Origin of the sequence: Lysinibacillus sp. NPDC086135 (genome assembly GCF_044746345.1) — a bacterium.
GTDB lineage: Bacteria > Bacillota > Bacilli > Bacillales_A > Planococcaceae > Lysinibacillus.
The window spans coordinates 1-18,517 of record NZ_JBIVCA010000011.1 but is presented as its reverse complement, the minus strand read 5'-3'; the positions used below and the strand labels follow the sequence as shown (position 1 = coordinate 18,517).

The window sequence follows — 18,517 nt, the reverse complement described above, 5'->3', positions numbered from 1 at the left end:
GGCACCACCTTTAAGTAACTATCTTGCTCTGTTTCATTCTATTATTATTTATTATATTTCTTAAAATGTATATAGTTCGTAGATGTCATTTGCGTGAACCATCCATAACTAGTATGTATGCTCAAAATAGAAAAAATATTTTCTACTTTGAGAAGTTTCACATGAAACACTAATTATTGTATTGGTGTTTTATTTGGTACACCTGGTTTTCGCGGGTATTTTTTCGGTGTTCCTTTTATTTTATCAAAGATATATAACATGCGGTCACTTTCTTCAACAGGTAGTAGGAAAGAAAATTCTTCTTTTAGCGCAACCCCTAATGTGGCCAATGCTTTTTTTGCATCTTTTAATTCTTCCGCACCAGCTGCCGCTTTTAAAGCAACAAAATAGCCACCTTGCTTCGCTAGTGGTACACATAACTCCGATAAGACTGATAATCGGGCTACCGCACGAGCTGTTACAACATCAAACTGTTCACGATATTTCGCATTTTGTGCAAATTCCTCTGCACGGGCATGTACGAAATTCATATTATCTAATTGTAACTCATCACTTAAATGATTTAAAAATGTAATTCTTTTATTTAAAGAATCGACAATTGTTACATGTAAATGTGGGAAGCAGATTTTAATTGGAATACTTGGGAAACCAGCACCTGCTCCAACATCACAAACTGTCGTCACTTTTGAAAAATCAAAATAAAAAGAGGCACTAATCGAATCATAAAAGTGCTTTAAATAAACTCCTTCTAAATCCGTAATAGCAGTTAAGTTCATCTTTTCATTCCACTCAACAAGTAACTCAAAGTATTTTTTGAATTGAGCCATCTGCTTTTCAGAAATTTCAATGCCCTTTTCCTTCAGAGCCTCGATAAATTGTTGTTCGTTCATGTAAAGTCTCCTTTTTCTAACTGGCTTTACTATCCCTATTTTTGATTTGTAAGCATGTACTCGTTCACATTTACAAATCAACTATATAAAAATAAGACTAGCCTTAAAAATAGGAAGCGGGCACAAAGGTATGCCCGCCTCTTATTCACTTTACTGTTGTTAATTATTCGCCGCTGACACGTGCAATTTTACCTTGCTCAATATAAACAAGTAATATTGAAATATCTGCTGGGTTTACACCAGAGATTCGCGATGCTTGGGCAATGGAAAGTGGTGTAACTTGTTTTAATTTTTGTCTAGCTTCTGTTGCTAGACCTGAAATAGCGTCATAATCAATATTTTCAGGGATTTTTTTATTTTCCATTTTATGAAGCTTCTCAACTTGTTGCAATGCTTTTTCAATATAACCTTCATACTTAAGCTGAATTTCAATTTGTTCCTTCACTTCATCCGAAAACTCTATGTCTGCTGGAATTAACGAAGAAATTAACGCATAATGCATTTCTGTACGTTTTAATAAATCTGCTCCACGGATACCATCTTTTAGCTCACTACCACCTACAGAGCGAATAGTAGCTTGTGTTGCTTCATTTGGTTTAATAATCACTTCACGGAGACGTGCAATTTCGTTTTCAATCAGCTCTTTTTTCTCATTGAATGCTGCATATCTTCCTTCAGTAATCATTCCTATATTATAACCTAGCTCTACCAAACGTAAATCAGCGTTATCATGACGAAGTAGTAAACGATATTCCGCACGAGATGTTAATAAGCGATACGGTTCATTTGTTCCTTTAGTTACTAAATCATCAATTAATACGCCAATATAAGCATCCGAGCGGCTTAAAGTTAATTCCTGTTTACCAAGCACATTAGCAGCAGCATTTATCCCAGCCATTAAGCCTTGAGCAGCCGCTTCCTCGTAACCTGATGTTCCATTAATTTGACCAGCTGTATATAAACCTTTAATACGTTTTGTTTCTAAAGTTGGCCACAATTGTGTTGGCACAATTGCATCATACTCAATAGCATAACCAGCACGCATCATTTCTGCTTTTTCTAAGCCTGGAATTGATTTTAGTAAACGCGTTTGCACATGCTCTGGTAAGCTAGTTGATAAACCTTGTACATATACTTCACGTGTATTGCGACCTTCTGGCTCTAAGAAAATTTGGTGGCGCGGTTTATCGTTAAATCGCACAACCTTGTCTTCAATAGAAGGGCAATAACGTGGACCCGTACCTTTAATCATCCCTGAATACATCGGTGAAAGATGTAAGTTCTCCTCGATAATTTCATGTGTTTCTAGGCTTGTATAAGTTAACCAGCAAGGTAGCTGATCCATGATGAATTCAGTTGTTTCAAAGCTGAATGCACGTGGAACATCATCTCCTGGTTGAATCTCTGTTTTATCATAATCAATTGTTCGGTTATTCACTCGTGGTGGTGTACCTGTTTTAAAACGCACAAGGTCAAAACCAAGCTCTTTTAAGTTATCAGCTAAACGAATTGACGGTTGTTGGTTATTAGGACCACTTGAATATTTTACGTCACCAATAATGATTTCACCACGAAGGAATGTACCTGTTGTGATAACAACTGTTTTAGCGCGATAAATAGCACCAATTTGTGTAATAACACCTTTTACTTCCCCGTTTTCAATGATTAGCTCTTCCACCATTCCTTGGTGAATTGTTAAATTTTCAGTTTCCTCCAACACACGTTTCATTTCTTGTTGGTATAAAACTTTGTCCGCTTGTGCACGTAATGCACGCACAGCAGGGCCTTTCCCTGTATTTAACATCCGCATTTGAATATGCGTTTTATCAATAACTTTCCCCATGACGCCACCTAATGCGTCAATTTCTCGTACTACGATTCCTTTGGCAGGACCACCAATGGAAGGATTGCATGGCATAAATGCAATCATATCTACATTGATTGTTAACATCAGTGTGTTAGCACCCATTTTGGCAGCAGCATGTGCAGCTTCAGAACCTGCGTGACCTGCGCCAATTACGATAACATCAAACGTGCCTGCCTCATAATTTGTTGGCATAGCTCGTATCTTCCTTTCTTTAGTAAAATTATTTTCCTAAGCAGAACTGTGAAAATAACTGATTGATTAGGCTTTCTTGTACTGTGTCGCCGATAATTTCCCCAAGTATTTCCCAAGTTCTAGTAACATCTATTTGCACCATATCAACAGGTACACCAGCTTGTGCTCCAGCTAATGCATCCTCGACCGTTGCTTGTGCTTGATGAAGTAATGCTATATGTCTTGCATTTGAAACATATGTTAAATCGCCCGCTTCAATTTGCCCTTCAAAGAATAGCGCGGCAATTGCTTCCTCTAGCTCTGCGATGCCCTCTTCCTGTAAAAGAGAAGTTGTCACAATGCGATGATTGCCTGCTAGCTCTTTGACACGAGCTATATCTATTTTTTGCGGTAGATCTGTTTTATTGACAATAACGATGTAATCCATCGCTTGAATTGTTTCGAATAGACGTTCATCCTCGGCAGTCAATTCCTCTGCGTAGTTTAAAACAAATAAAATTAAATCTGCGCCACGCAACGCCTCACGTGAACGTTCAACACCAATTCGTTCGACGATATCCTCTGTCTCTCGAATACCAGCTGTATCGACTAAACGAAGCGGAACACCACGTACATTCACGTACTCTTCTATAATATCACGAGTTGTACCAGCTATATCTGTCACAATAGCCTTGTTCTCCTGTACTAAGCTATTTAAAAGAGAAGATTTCCCAACGTTTGGGCGGCCTAAAATAACAGTTGATAGACCCTCTCGTAATATTTTTCCCTGAGAAGATGTTTGCAAAAGTTTAATAATTTCATTTCGTACCCATGTACATTTTTCTACTAATACTGGTACCGTCATCTCTTCTACATCATCATACTCCGGATAATCTATATTAACCTCTACTTGTGCTAATGTCTCTAGTAATGCTTGGCGTAAGTCACCAATTAAACGCGATAATTTGCCATCCATTTGTCCCAACGCAACATTCATCGCTCTATCAGTTTTTGCTCTTATTAAATCCATCACTGCCTCAGCCTGTGATAAATCGATACGTCCATTTAAGAATGCGCGTTTTGTAAATTCACCTGGCTCTGCGAGTCTTGCTCCATTTGTTAATGCTAGCTTTAATACACGGTTCACCGAAACTAGTCCCCCGTGACAGTTAATTTCTATTACATCCTCACGAGTGAATGTTTTAGGCCCACGCATTAATGACAGCATTACTTCCTCTACAATCTCATCTGTTTTTGGATCAACCAAATGTCCATAATGAATTGTATGTGAAGCCTTCGTTGTTAAACTTTTACCACCAGGCGATCTGAATATTTTATCTGCAATCGCGACTGCTTCGTCCCCACTTAAACGAACAATAGCAATAGCTCCTTCACCCATAGGTGTGGATATCGCAGCAATTGTATCGAACTCCATTTAATGACCTCCTTAACGTTATCCACATGTGGATAAATAAAACCGACCAATACTTACTAACACCTTAGACTAACATATTTTCTGCAAAATCTAAAGTAAGGATAATTTCCAATTGTGGATAATCAGAAAGCTCTACATTATAGCACGTATTTCGACAAAGGCTACAAATGCTAAAGCGTTCACACTTGATTTTAAAAATATCGTGCCAATGAATAAAGTATGCTTTTCGGCAAAATGAGGGGTTGATTTCCGTTCCGACTGAGCGCTTTCCTGGGGGCGTCCGATGAGCCGCTTCACTCGCGTTGCTCGCTCCAGGTTCTCATCTGTGACTCTGATCCCCGAGGAGTCGCTTAGTCTCCACTCCAATCAACTACTTCTCCTGGCAGATATCTTCTGGCAGGTCACTCAAAATTTATAGTAATAAAACGAAAACTTCAGCATTGTTTATCTTTGCGAAAGCGAAGCGTCAGCGACAAGCAAGTAACCTGGAACGGAAATTACCCTCATCTGAGGCACCACAACATTCATAAAAATCCCTTAACCATCTAGTTTTTCAACAACATAAAAAAAGTCATTTTATCATGACGATAAAATGACTTTTTATTTTTGTCTGTATGTTTTTTACGAAGTTTAGCCGTTCTTTACAGGTTCAATAACTAAATAACGATTAGGCTCCGTTCCTTCTGAATATGTTTCAATATCAAGTCGATTTGCCAATTGATTATGAATAATTTTTCTCTCGTACGACTGCATTGGCTCAAATGTCACACGCTGATTTAAGCGAAGTGCTTTATCCGCCATACGATCTGCTAGTAATTCTAAAGCTTCTTGGCGACGTTCACGATAGTTTTCTACGTCTAATTTCACCATTAAGAACTGCTTGGCACTTTTATTTAACACAAGATGTGTTAATTGCTGTAGGGAATTTAATGTTTGACCACGTTTCCCTATAAGCAGTGCAGCTTTCTCGCTTTTCAGTTGAAATAATACATATTTCCCTTCACGTGTCGTTTCAATCTCAAGATCATGAATACCCAATTGTTCAGCAATATTTACTAAATAAGTCTTTGCATCTTCAATTGGGTTTATCGAGGTTTCTTCTTCCTCTTTTTGTTCCTCTACGATTTGTTGAACAGTTTCGATATCACTTGGTTGTTCAGAAACTTGTGAACTTATTGTTTCAACATCATCTATTACTGTTGGTTCGACAAATTGAGTCGTATTTTGCTGTTCAGCTTCTTCTACTTCAATTGTTGATCGAACCTGTACTTCCTTTACTGTTACACGAACTTCTGCAGATCGTGCACCAAAACCTAAAAATCCTTTTTTACCTTCTTGTAAAACTTCAACATCTACTTGTTCACGGGTTTTGCCAAGTTTCTGTAACGCCAATGAGATCGCTTCTTGTGTTGTTGCGCCTATTTGCGTATGTTGTTTCACTTTTTAGCCCCTCCATTTTGAGCAGGTTGTGTTTTATTTTTTTCCCAAGGTTTGTAAATAAACAGGTTTTGAGCAATCGAAATAATGTTACCGATTACCCAGTATAGTGATAATGCTGCTGGTAATGCCATACCGAAAGCAATAATCATAAATGGCATAATGTACATCATTATTTTCATTTGTGGGTTATCCATCGCTGGGCCCGTACGTAAAACGATAAATTGCATTAAACCAGCCGTAATTGCTAGTGTCGGTGCAGTTTCTGCTAACGGGAAAATAAAGAAATTCCCTAAATCAAAAGCAGGTGTAGCATTCATACGACTAATCGCATGGTAGAAACCAATTAAAATTGGCATTTGAATGAATACAGGTAAACATCCAGCAAGTGGATTGACACCAGACTCACTCATAAGTTGCATCATCTCTTTTTGATACTGTTGCTGTGTCTGTGCATCCTTAGAAGCATACTTCTTTTGCAATTCCTTCAATTTTGGCTGAATTTCTTGCATTTTCTTAGAGCTCTTTGTTTGTTTAATCATCAATGGAAGAATTGCTAAACGAATGATAATCGTTACAACAATGATCCCCCATGCATATGAACCGAGCAACTCAGCAAAGTATTTAATCGCTGACACTAAAGGCCAAACAATGAATTCATTCCAGAAGCCTGTGCTTTCTTTGGAGATTGGTTCTTTAAATTCTGTACAACCAGATAGTAGTAATGCTACTGATGCTAGCGACAAAATTACCCAAAGTTGTTTCTTCAACCTTTTTCCCCCTACAAATACTATTCACTTTTTCTAAAACTATATGCATTCTCTTCTTTAGACAATTACAGTTTCCTGCAACTGAATAAAGTTATCAGTTATTTTATCATGCATATATCGTTTCACTCTACTAAATATTCTAACAACGGGCACATATTTGCTAAGTAATGTTACTAATAATTCATATATTGCAGTGAAAATCCGATTTTAAAATACCCTTATACGTATTTACATTGGCTTCACTTTCGCGCAGAAACTAAACTATTCTATCTCACCACTTTGGTTGCCATCCATATTAGGCTTTCTTCAATACTTTTGCGATTCGTAGCACATGCTGCAAACTTTGTTTTACTTCATGAAAATCCATCGTGGCCGCCGGTTGTCTGGCGATAATAACATAGTCCATATTCGGCTTTAGTTCATCCTTTAATTCATGAATACTTTGTCGAATATAGCGTTTGATTTGGTTGCGTGTTACTGCATTCCCAAGCTTTTTACTAACCGATAATCCTATACGAAATTCCGCTTGTCCCTCTTTTTCTAAAAAATATACGACAAACTGACGATTAGCGAAAGATTTACCCTTTTTAAACACCTTTTGAAAATCATCGTTTTTTTTCACTCGTTGGCGTTTTTTCATTACTTTCACCTGCTACTCGATAATTATCCTTTAATCCTCATTTTTAGGTTTACCAAAAATAAAGAAAAAAAAGACCACTGATGTGTCTCAGTGGACTTATTTTATGCTGATAATACTTTTCTTCCTTTACGACGGCGAGCAGCAAGAACTTTGCGACCGTTTTTCGTGCTCATACGTGCGCGGAAACCGTGAACTTTGCTGTGCTTACGTTTTTTTGGTTGGTAAGTACGTTTCATTTATATAGACACCTCCTGGATGAGTTGAATTTTTCAACATACAGACTTGAATATTATATAAAGTAACTAGTTATTTTGTCAATGAATTTTATAAATTTCTATATTTACGCAAATCTATGTCTATTTTTTATTTCGATCATCTTCTGCTAAATAAAAATAAATTATCCACAGAGTACTTGTTTTTTTTACACAGAGTTGTGTATAGTATTTTTTGCATATTTTTTTATCCACAACACTTATCTACACCTTTTTCACATACGCAGACCTTGTGGACAACTTGGAAGTGCATAAATGAAAGGTATGTGGATAAGTTTCACAAACTATTGAAATAGCTTTGTTTTTCTGATACGATATCTGTGCTTCACTTTGTTGAAAACTGAAATGAACTTTAATTTTATCCACAACTGTTGATATGCTGTGGATAATTTTTATCACAGCCTTTGGTTAACTTTTATCCACAACTTGTGAGTTTGTGGACTAGTTGTAAAATGAACGTATTTACCGTTTCTATAAATGCGCTTTTAATTGTATTGAACTGAAAAGGAGATTAGCAGCTTGGAACATTTAGAAGAACTATGGAATAATGTCCTGGCTCAAGTTGAACAAAAAATTTCTAAACCAAGCTTCGAAACGTGGCTAAAGTCTACTAAACTACTTTCCTACAATGGTAGTGGTTCTACTGTGACAATTGCTGCGCCAAATTCGTTTGCTCGAGACTGGCTTGAAAATCATTATATTCATTTGATTACAGGTATATTAACGGAGCTTACAGGCGAAGACTTGCTTATTAAGTTTGTTGTTCAAAAAAACCAGGATTCGGACGATTTTGATTTACCAGCGCCGATTATCCAAGCAAAAAATGACGATCATCATGATATTTCACCAGGTATGTTAAACCCGAAATATACTTTTGATACATTTGTTATTGGCTCTGGTAACCGCTTTGCACATGCTGCCTCGCTAGCTGTCGCAGAAGCGCCTGCGAAGGCTTATAACCCATTTTTTATCTATGGGGGAGTAGGGCTTGGCAAAACACACTTAATGCATGCGATTGGTCATTATGTACTTGAACATAATCCAAATGCAAAGGTGGTATATTTATCATCTGAAAAATTTACAAATGAATTTATTAACTCAATTCGAGATAATAAGGCACTTGATTTCCGCAATAAATATCGCAATGTAGATGTACTGCTAATTGATGATATTCAATTTCTAGCTGGAAAAGAATCAACTCAAGAAGAATTTTTCCATACTTTTAATACATTGCATGAAGAATCGAAACAAATTGTTATTTCTAGTGACCGTCCTCCTAAGGAAATACCAACCTTGGAAGATCGTTTACGTTCTCGATTCGAATGGGGACTAATTACAGATATTGCGCCCCCTGATTTGGAAACTCGTATCGCCATTCTTCGAAAAAAAGCAAAGGCTGATGGCCTAGAAGTGCCAAATGAAGTCATGCTCTATATTGCGAACCAGATTGACTCCAATATCCGGGAGCTTGAAGGTGCGCTTATTCGCGTCGTTGCCTATTCATCACTAGTTAACAAGGATATTAATGCAACTTTGGCTGCTGAAGCATTAAAGGATATTATCCCTAATTCAAAGCCGCGAACTGTCACGATATTAGACATTCAAAATGCAGTAGGAGAGCACTTTAACATTCGTTTAGAGGATTTTGTCGCGAAAAAACGTACGAAGTTAATTGCCTTCCCGCGTCAAGTCGCCATGTTTTTATCTCGCGAATTAACAGATTTTTCGCTGCCGAAAATTGGCGAAGAATTTGGTGGACGTGACCATACTACTGTTATCCATGCTCACGAAAAAATATCTTCTATGTTGAAAAATGACGTTCAGCTACAGCAAGATATTAAACAAATTCGAAGCATGTTAGGGAAATAATGTTGTGGACAACACAAACATTTAAACACAAACTTATACACAGTCTATCTACATGTGGATAGACTGATTTTATTCACTTGGAAGCACTTATCCACAAATCCACAGGACCTATTACTATATCTTTTTTATTTTATATAAATAAATAATATAAATATGTGAGGGAAAACGAATGAAATTTGATATTTTACGTGACCGTTTATTAGAGGGTTTAAATGATGTCATGAAAGCCGTAAGTTCAAAAACGACTATACCGATTTTAACGGGGATAAAAATTGATGTAACAGATGAGGGTATTCGCTTAACAGGTAGTGATGCTGATATTACAATTCAAACATTTATTCCAGTTGAAGAAGATGGCCAACAAATAATTCATATAATAGAAACAGGATCAATTGTTGTACAAGCTCGTATGTTCAATGAAATTGTACGTAAGTTACCAACAAATGAGGTTGAAATTCAAGTAACAACTGGCTTCCAAACTCATATCCGTTCAGGTAAATCTGAATTCCACTTAATTGGCTCTGATGCTACTGAATATCCTTTATTACCCGAATTAACAGAAGATCAAAAATTTACTATTCCTGCAGATCTATTAAAATCAATTATCCGTGAAACAGTATTCGCTGTTGCCACTTCAGAAAGTAGACCGGTGTTGACAGGTGTAAACTGGCAGATAAAAAATGAAACATTAATCTGTGTTGCAACAGATAGCCACCGTTTGGCAAGACGTAAAGTTCAACTGGAAAATTTACCTGAGGTTGAACATAGTGTTGTAATTCCTGGTAAAAGCTTAAATGAGTTAAATAAAGTTTTAGAGGATTCTACAAATCTTGTACAAATTGTTATAACAAGTCAGCAAGTATTATTTAAAACAGGAGAAGTATTATTCTTCTCTCGTTTACTTGAAGGTAACTACCCAGATACATCACGTTTAATTCCAGAAGAGTACCAAACAAATCTAACGATTAATGGTAAATCATTATTACAAGCAATCGATCGTGCATCTCTTGTTGCTCGTGGCGATCGTAACAATGTTGTACGTTTTGAGATTTTAGATAATCAAGCTGTCGAAGTTTCTTCTAACTCTCCAGAAATCGGTAAAGTACAAGAGGAAATTCCTGTTGAGTCATTAGAAGGGGAGAACTTAAAAATTTCTTTCAGTGCGAAATACATGATGGAAGCACTAAAAGCAATTGATGGTCAAGAAGTAGTCATTCAATTCACAGGGGCAATGAGACCATTTATTTTACGTTCTGTTCATGACGATGCTATTTTACAATTGATTTTACCTGTGCGTACGTATTAAAAAATCAATTAAATCGAGGCCAAATTGTGTCCGGAATCAGTGAAAGAAGTAAATAATTTTTGTTGGAGAGAATAAACTCCATCATTTCAAACTCAAAGGACCTTGAAAAATGTACTGATAGTCGCTAATTGCGGCTATCTTTTTTTACTTATGGTGAATTTTTAGGTATGATAGAGAGATAGACGATCTGTATTTGGAGGGGAACTCAGCTATGAAGGACATTGAAATTGATGTAGAGTTTGTCACATTAGGGCAACTTTTAAAAATGACTGATGCCATTAGCTCTGGTGGTATGGCCAAGTGGTTTTTACACGAAAATGATGTATATGTAAATGGAGAAATAGATGATCGCCGCGGTCGTAAATTACGTGACGGTGACATTGTAAATATTCCTGGATGTGGTCGATTTCGTATCGTTGGTACCGCTGGGCAGTAGATTATGCATATAGAGCAATTAAAACTTACAAATTACCGTAACTATGATGCCTTAGCTTTAAACTTCTCTCCAAAAATTAATGTTTTCATTGGTGAAAATGCTCAAGGAAAAACAAATGTTATGGAATCTATTTACGTATTGGCGATGGCTAAATCCCACCGCACGACGAACGATAAAGAATTAATACGTTGGGATTCAGACTATGGTAAAATAGAAGGGGCCGTTCAAAAAAGGCATGGTATTTTACCGATTGAACTTACGATTACGAAAAAAGGCAAAAAAGGTAAGATAAATCACATAGAACAAAGTCGCCTAAGTCATTATATTGGTCAAATGAATGTCGTGATGTTTGCACCCGAAGATTTAAATGTCGTAAAGGGAAGTCCGCAAATACGACGACGTTTTATTGATATGGAGATTGGGCAAATTTCGCCTGTTTATTTACATGATTTATTAACTTTCCAAAAAGTTTTAAAGCAACGTAACCACTTTTTAAAGATGAATCAAGGGAAAGCAATGCCAGATGACGTGATGTACGAGGTTTATAATGAACAATATATTCACGCAGCTACCCAAATTATTCGAAAAAGATTTCAATTTATGGATTTATTGCAGGAGTGGGCAGAGCCAATTCACGCAGGTATTTCACAAGGGAAGGAAACATTAGTTATTAAATACCGCACAGTTGCTGGTATTGAAAAAGAACATACTTCCAGTGAAATTGAAGACTTCTTGCATAAAAAGCTAATAGAAGCTAAGCCGCGTGAATTTGATCGGGGTGTAACACTAGTTGGTCCACACCGAGATGATTTGCAGTTTTTGGTAAATAGCTATGATGTTCAGACATATGGTTCACAAGGACAGCAACGTACAACCGCTCTTTCATTAAAACTTGCTGAGATCGAGTTAATTAAACAAGAAACAAATGAAACACCCATACTACTTTTAGATGATGTATTGTCAGAACTCGACGATTATCGCCAATCGCATTTATTAAATACCATTCAAGGTGAAGTTCAAACCTTTGTTACGACTACAAGTGTTGATGGAATTCACCATGAAACGATGGAGCATGCACAGCTGTTTCACGTGAAACAAGGCGCGATTGAAGAAAGTTAGCCCGGGAGTTTTTTAGATTACAAAAGAATGGTAATAGTCAGCTCGGTTGACTGTTCATTCATTTACACACAATGATGTTATGAAGGAGTAGATGAAAGCCGTGGCTATAGAGAACGAAGGTTTACAAAATCAAGCTTATGAAGCCGATCAGATACAGGTATTAGAAGGTTTAGAAGCGGTACGTAAAAGACCAGGGATGTATATCGGTTCAACAAGCTCTAAAGGGCTTCACCATTTAGTATGGGAAATTGTTGATAATAGTATTGATGAAGCTCTTGCAGGATTTTGTACAGATATAAAAGTAACGATAGAAAAAGACAATTGGATTCGTGTAGAAGACAATGGTCGTGGTATTCCAGTAAGTATTCAAGAGAAAATGGGTAAGCCTGCTGTTGAAGTTATTATGACAGTGCTCCATGCTGGCGGTAAGTTCGGCGGTGGAGGATACAAAGTTTCTGGTGGTCTTCATGGTGTAGGGGCATCTGTTGTAAATGCTTTATCAATTGAGACGATCGTTCAAGTTCATCGTGAGGGTCATATTCATGAAATTAAATTTGAACGTGGGAAAACTGTGCAAGAGCTAACGGTTATCGGTGATTCAGATCATAATGGAACAACTACACGTTTTAAAGCAGACCCTGAAATATTTAAAGAAACGACTGTTTATGAATATGATATTTTAGCACACCGTATTCGTGAATTAGCTTATTTGAATCGCGGTATTAGGATTACAATTGCTGATGAACGCGAAGGTGAGGAACGTTCTACTACGTATCATTATGAAGGTGGTATTCGTTCTTATGTTGAGCATTTGAATCAAACTAAAGAGCCAATCCATGATCCAATAGATGTTCTTGGAGAAAAGGATGGTATTTCAGTTGAAATTGCTATGCAATATAATGCTGGATTCTCTTCTAATATCTTTTCATTTGCTAATAACATTAATACGTATGAAGGCGGTACACATGAATCTGGTTTTAAAACGGCTCTAACACGTGTTATTAATGATTACGCGCGAAAAAATGGGTTATTAAAAGAATCAGATGCAAACCTTACTGGTGAGGATGTTCGTGAAGGGTTAACAGCTATTGTTTCAGTTAAGCATCCTGATCCACAATTTGAAGGACAAACAAAAACAAAACTTGGTAACTCTGAAGTTAGCCAAATTACTAACTCCTTGTTCTCAGATGGTTTTGAACGATTTATGTTAGAAAATCCAACTGTCGCTCGTAAAGTTGTTGAAAAAGGTTTAATGGCTGCTCGTGCACGTGTAGCTGCTAAAAAAGCACGTGAATTTACACGTCGTAAAAGTGCACTTGAAGTATCAAGCTTGCCAGGTAAATTAGCTGACTGTTCTTCAACAAATCCAGCCGAATGCGAAATTTATATCGTTGAGGGTGACTCTGCCGGAGGATCTGCGAAATCTGGACGTGATCGACACTTCCAAGCAATTTTACCGTTACGTGGTAAAATCCTTAACGTCGAAAAAGCACGTTTAGATAAAATTTTATCGAATGCAGAAATTCGTGCGATGATTACAGCATTCGGCACAGGTATTGGAGAAGAGTTTACTTTAGAAAAGGCTCGTTATCATAAGATTGTTATTATGACAGATGCCGACGTCGATGGTGCCCACATTCGCACATTACTACTAACATTCTTCTTCCGTTTCCTTCGACCTCTTGTAGAGGCAGGTTATATTTATATTGCACAGCCACCTCTTTATCAAGTTAAGCAAGGTAAGCATGTCGAATATTGCTATGATGAAGAAACATTAAAAGAAATTTTAGAACGACTACCAAAAATGCCAAAACCAAATATACAGCGCTACAAAGGTCTTGGGGAAATGAATGCAGAGCAGCTTTGGGAAACTACCATGGATCCTGAGCACCGCACATTGTTACAAGTGGAATTAGATGATGCAATTAAAGCAAACCAAGCATTTGAGCGTTTAATGGGCGATGAAGTTGAACCGCGTCGTCAATTTATCGAAGAAAATGCTGTATACGCTAATTTAGATATTTAATTTTTCTTGAGAGGAGGTCTACACTTTGTCAGAACAAGAACGCTCCGGTGTTAAAGGAGTTAATATAACAAAAGAAATTGAAACATCCTTCCTCGATTATGCGATGAGTGTAATCGTTTCTCGTGCATTACCAGACGTACGAGATGGATTGAAGCCTGTACATCGCCGTATTTTATATGGCATGCAAGAGCTAGGGAATACAGCAGATAAAGCGTACAAAAAATCAGCACGTATCGTTGGGGACGTAATGGGTAAATACCACCCACATGGTGACTCATCCATCTATGATGCAATGGTACGTATGGCGCAAGATTTCAGCTATCGTTACATGCTAGTCGATGGTCATGGTAACTTTGGATCTGTTGATGGCGACGGAGCGGCAGCGATGCGTTATACGGAATCGCGTATGTCTCGTATAGCGATGGAAATGCTTCGCGATATAAATAAAGACACAATTGACTATACAGATAACTATGATGGTTCAGAAAAGGAACCTATTGTCCTTCCTAGTCGCTATCCAAACTTATTAGTAAATGGAGCGGCAGGAATTGCGGTTGGTATGGCGACAAATATTCCGCCACATCAACTTGGTGAAACGATAGATGCCGTGATTGCACTTTCTGAAAATCCAGCTATTACAACGGAAGAATTGATGGAGATTATCCCAGGACCTGATTTCCCAACTGGTGGATTAATTTTGGGCCGTAGCGGTATTCGCCGTGCCTACGAAACAGGTCGTGGCTCGATCATTATTCGTGCAAAGGTAGAGATTGAACAGAAATCAAATGGTAAAGAGACGATTCTTATTCATGAATTACCATACCAGGTCAATAAAGCTAAGCTTATTGAAAAAATAGCAGAGCTTGTACGCGATAAAAAAATTGATGGTATTACAAACCTACGCGATGAGTCTGACCGACGTGGTATGCGAGTAGTCATCGAAGTTCGCAAAGATGCAAATGCCAATGTAGTTTTAAATAATTTATATAAACAAACGGCAATGCAGTCGAGCTTCGGTATTAATATGCTGTCATTAGTAAATGGTCAGCCTAAAGTAATGGGCTTAAAAGAAATGCTGCATCATTATTTAGAGCACCAAAAGGTTATTATTCGCCGTCGTACGGAATTTGACTTAAGAAAAGCAGAAGATCGTGCGCATATTTTAGAGGGCTTACGTATTGCCCTTGATCATATCGACGAAATTATTGCTATTATCCGTGGTTCGCGAAGCGGTGATGAAGCAAAACCACAATTAATGGAACGATTTAATTTATCTGAACGTCAGGCGCAAGCGATTTTAGATATGCGTTTAGTTCGTTTAAGTGGATTAGAGCGTGAAAAAATTGAAGCAGAATATCAAGAGCTTCAAATATTAATTGCTGAATTAAAAGCGATTTTAGCGGATGAGGCTAAAATTGTTGATATTATTCGTACTGAAATAGTCGAACTAAAAGATCGTTTTAACGATATACGCCGCACTGAAATAACATCTGGTGGTTTAGAAATGATTGAGGACGAGGATTTAATCCCAGTCGAAAATTCGGTTATAACTTTAACGCACAATGGCTATATCAAACGTTTAGCTGCGAATACATATCGTAGTCAAAAACGTGGTGGTCGTGGTGTACAAGGTATGGGCACAAATGAAGATGATTTTGTAGAGCATCTTATGAATACATCTACACACGATACAATTTTGTTCTTCACTACAAAAGGAAAAGTATTTAGAGCAAAAGGTTATGAGATTCCGGAATTTGGCCGTACAGCGAAAGGATTACCGATTGTTAACTTACTCAATATTGAAAAAGGTGAGAAAGTAACAGCAATGATCCGTGTTGGTTCATTTGATGAAGATGCATACTTTATCTTCACTACTAAAACAGGCATTACAAAGCGTACACCAGTATCTCAATTTGCTAACATCCGAACAAACGGCTTAATAGCTATAAGTTTACGAGAAGACGATGATCTTATTTCTGTTCGTTTAACAGATGGAGATAAACAAGTGATTATCGGTACTCGTGATGGAATGCTTGTACGTTTCCAAGAAGAGGATATTCGTTCAATGGGCCGTACTGCAGGTGGTGTACGAGGTATTAAACTACGTGATGGTGACGAAGTAGTTGGTATGGAAATCGTTGAACCAGGAGAGGAAATTTTAGTTGTTACAGCAAAAGGTTACGGTAAACGTACTTCTGAAGAAGAATATCGTTTACAGAGCCGTGGTGGTGTAGGATTAAAAACAATTCAAATCACTGATAAAAACGGTCCAATGGTAGCTGTAAAAACTGTTGATGGTTCAGAAGATTTAATGCTTATTACAATTAATGGCATGCTAATCCGTATGGATGTGAATGATATCTCTTTAATTGGTCGTAGTACACAGGGAGTTCGTTTAATCCGTTTAGGTGATGACGAGCTTGTAGCAACTGTAGCGAAGGTTGAAAAAGAAGAAGAATCTAACGAAGAATCTAATGAAGAAAATGATCAAGTAGAAGAATGATAAAAGACCGATGACGACAGCTAGTGTTGCCGTTCATCGGTTTTTTAGCATAAATCATGAAAAATAAGTAATTATTTTGAATTCCATGATAAAATAAAATTAACCTTATAAGTGAAATAGTGAAGAGGAGTTAATTACGTGGAAACTATACATATCCCTATTTCAGAGTTACGTGTTGGAAAAGTAATTTCTGAAGATATTTTTGCTAATACACAATATCCAATAATTTTTAAAAACACGATAATTTCCCATGAACATTTACCAGTTTTTTTTGCTTTTAATATATCGAGAGTCCCAGTTTATAAAGATGGTATAGAGGCTCAATCAGAGATAAAAGAAACAGAATTAGTTGTTCCAATAGAGGCTATTCCATCTTTTAAAAAGATTTATGACAATTCTATTGAACAATTCAAAAGGGAATTTAAAAATTGGGAAGCTGGTGCAAAGGTAGATATTACGAAAGCACGTAAAATTATTTTGCCATTATTAGAAATGGTTTTAGAAGATCGTACAATAATTTTTGATTTAAATGAGTATTCAAATCCCAAAGACTATTTGTACCATCATTGTGTAGCAACAGCATTGATTTCTTCCGTAATTACACAAAAATTAGGCTATGATAAAGGAATTACAATACAAGTTGCAATTGGAGGGTTGCTAGCTGATTGTGGAATGGCAAAAGTTCATCCACGTATCCGCGATAAAAAAACAACCTTAACAGAGGAAGAGTTTAATGAAATTTATAAGCATCCGATTTATAGCTATAATATGGTCAAAGATTTAACGATCTTAAAGGATACAATGAAAGAGGCTATTTTCCAGCACCATGAGCGTTTAAATGGTAGTGGCTATCCGAAAGGGGAAAAAATCGCAAATATTTCTACTTTCGCTCAAATCATCGCTGTTGCAGATGTATTCCATGCAATGACATGTGAGCGAGTGTATAGAACGAAGCAATCTTCCTTTAGAGTCATAGAGATGATTAATGAATCTGAATTTGGAAAGTTTGATATTAAAGTAGTTCGTGCACTAATAGATATTGTTGCCGACCTTCCTATAGGAACAATAGTTGAATTATCTAATCTGGAACAAGGCGAAGTAATGTTTGTAAATAAATTTGCACCAACCCGACCACTTATCAAATTATGTCATTCAGGAGAGATATTTGATTTAGGTAAAAATCGTACTTTCTATATTTCACGTATTATAACGGATTTATAATAGTTAGAAGGGCAACCCATTAACATTGGCGTTCGCCTTTTTTATTTTTATTCGACCGATAAATTATTTAGGTGATAAAACTAAAGTATCAACAAAGACTTTAACCTCTAGCTAAGTACGAGAAAATTGATATTTTAAATAAACGAAGTGAACTAGAAAAAATGATCTCTTTGAAATAATTTAACTTCTTTCAGAAATGTTTTATGTAACGTAAGTGAAACAGCAGTTACAATGTCTTTTGTAGCGAAAGCAAAGCGTCAGCTACAGAAGTCTCTTATCTCTATAGGAGGTGAAATGAAATGTTGATTCAAGGCTAACTAATCCTCTGAACAAAGTGGTGTAGAAGAATAATAATAGATTTTAAAAAACTATTAATTATTTTTGAGAAAGTGTTGACATGGTTTTAGATTCTTGATATTATTAGTGAGTCGCCAAGAGGTGATGCTTAAAACAAAGATTAATGAACCTTGAAAACTGAACAAGCAAAACGTAATCAATAAAGTTTTTACTAGCTAACCTTGAGTTAGTGAACGAAACAAAATTTTGGACATCAAA

At 36.8% G+C, this 18,517-nt stretch carries 14 protein-coding genes; 7 read left to right on the top strand and 7 right to left on the bottom strand.

The window, feature by feature from the left end; translation table 11 throughout:
• Positions 1-173: 173 nt before the first annotated feature.
• From rsmG to rpmH, 7 genes are all read right to left on the bottom strand, one after another.
• Positions 174-890: a 16S rRNA (guanine(527)-N(7))-methyltransferase RsmG gene (rsmG, locus tag ACIPKN_RS15030; RefSeq protein ID WP_400937450.1), complete on the bottom strand. Its 717-nt coding sequence runs from the start codon at positions 888-890 to the stop codon at positions 174-176.
• Positions 891-1,053: 163 nt separating this feature from the next.
• Positions 1,054-2,949: a tRNA uridine-5-carboxymethylaminomethyl(34) synthesis enzyme MnmG gene (gene mnmG / locus ACIPKN_RS15025; protein WP_400937448.1), complete on the bottom strand. Its 1,896-nt coding sequence runs from the start codon at positions 2,947-2,949 to the stop codon at positions 1,054-1,056.
• Between the two features lie 28 nt (positions 2,950-2,977).
• Positions 2,978-4,363 (bottom strand): tRNA uridine-5-carboxymethylaminomethyl(34) synthesis GTPase MnmE, encoded by a 1,386-nt coding sequence (mnmE, locus tag ACIPKN_RS15020; RefSeq protein WP_400937446.1) that lies wholly within the window; start codon positions 4,361-4,363, stop codon positions 2,978-2,980.
• A gap of 630 nt (positions 4,364-4,993) precedes the next feature.
• Positions 4,994-5,803, bottom strand: a complete 810-nt coding sequence (gene jag, locus ACIPKN_RS15015; RefSeq protein ID WP_142510019.1) for an RNA-binding cell elongation regulator Jag/EloR — start codon at positions 5,801-5,803, stop codon at positions 4,994-4,996.
• Positions 5,800-6,570 (bottom strand): membrane protein insertase YidC, encoded by a 771-nt coding sequence (yidC, locus tag ACIPKN_RS15010; RefSeq protein WP_142510018.1) that lies wholly within the window; start codon positions 6,568-6,570, stop codon positions 5,800-5,802. Before yidC ends, jag begins: the two co-directional genes overlap by 4 nt.
• 295 nt (positions 6,571-6,865) lie before the next feature.
• Positions 6,866-7,210, bottom strand: a complete 345-nt coding sequence (gene rnpA, locus ACIPKN_RS15005; protein WP_132362481.1) for a ribonuclease P protein component — start codon at positions 7,208-7,210, stop codon at positions 6,866-6,868.
• Positions 7,211-7,311: 101 nt separating this feature from the next.
• Positions 7,312-7,446 carry a 50S ribosomal protein L34 gene (gene rpmH / locus ACIPKN_RS15000; protein ID WP_004233310.1) on the bottom strand — a complete coding sequence of 45 codons (135 nt, stop codon included), beginning with the start codon at positions 7,444-7,446 and terminating at the stop codon, positions 7,312-7,314.
• Positions 7,447-8,001: 555 nt separating this feature from the next.
• Between rpmH and dnaA the strand changes: the two genes are divergently transcribed.
• The 7 genes from dnaA to ACIPKN_RS14965 all read left to right on the top strand — a co-directional run bounded on the left by dnaA (position 8,002) and on the right by ACIPKN_RS14965 (position 17,962).
• Positions 8,002-9,351, top strand: coding sequence for a chromosomal replication initiator protein DnaA (gene dnaA / locus ACIPKN_RS14995; protein WP_142510017.1), 1,350 nt, complete (start codon positions 8,002-8,004; stop codon positions 9,349-9,351).
• A 169-nt stretch (positions 9,352-9,520) separates the two neighbouring features.
• Positions 9,521-10,657: a DNA polymerase III subunit beta gene (gene dnaN / locus ACIPKN_RS14990; RefSeq protein WP_400937440.1), complete on the top strand. Its 1,137-nt coding sequence runs from the start codon at positions 9,521-9,523 to the stop codon at positions 10,655-10,657.
• A 211-nt stretch (positions 10,658-10,868) separates the two neighbouring features.
• Positions 10,869-11,093, top strand: a complete 225-nt coding sequence (yaaA, locus tag ACIPKN_RS14985) for a S4 domain-containing protein YaaA (protein ID WP_400937437.1) — start codon at positions 10,869-10,871, stop codon at positions 11,091-11,093.
• A 3-nt stretch (positions 11,094-11,096) separates the two neighbouring features.
• Positions 11,097-12,212 carry a DNA replication/repair protein RecF gene (gene recF / locus ACIPKN_RS14980; RefSeq protein WP_142510014.1) on the top strand — a complete coding sequence of 372 codons (1,116 nt, stop codon included), beginning with the start codon at positions 11,097-11,099 and terminating at the stop codon, positions 12,210-12,212.
• A 91-nt stretch (positions 12,213-12,303) separates the two neighbouring features.
• A complete protein-coding gene (gene gyrB, locus ACIPKN_RS14975; protein ID WP_400937434.1) occupies positions 12,304-14,238 on the top strand; it encodes a DNA topoisomerase (ATP-hydrolyzing) subunit B in 1,935 nt (644 codons plus the stop codon).
• A 25-nt stretch (positions 14,239-14,263) separates the two neighbouring features.
• Positions 14,264-16,741, top strand: a complete 2,478-nt coding sequence (gene gyrA / locus ACIPKN_RS14970; protein ID WP_400937432.1) for a DNA gyrase subunit A — start codon at positions 14,264-14,266, stop codon at positions 16,739-16,741.
• Between the two features lie 138 nt (positions 16,742-16,879).
• A complete protein-coding gene (locus tag ACIPKN_RS14965) occupies positions 16,880-17,962 on the top strand; it encodes an HD-GYP domain-containing protein (RefSeq protein WP_400937430.1) in 1,083 nt (360 codons plus the stop codon).
• Positions 17,963-18,517: the final 555 nt, after the last annotated feature.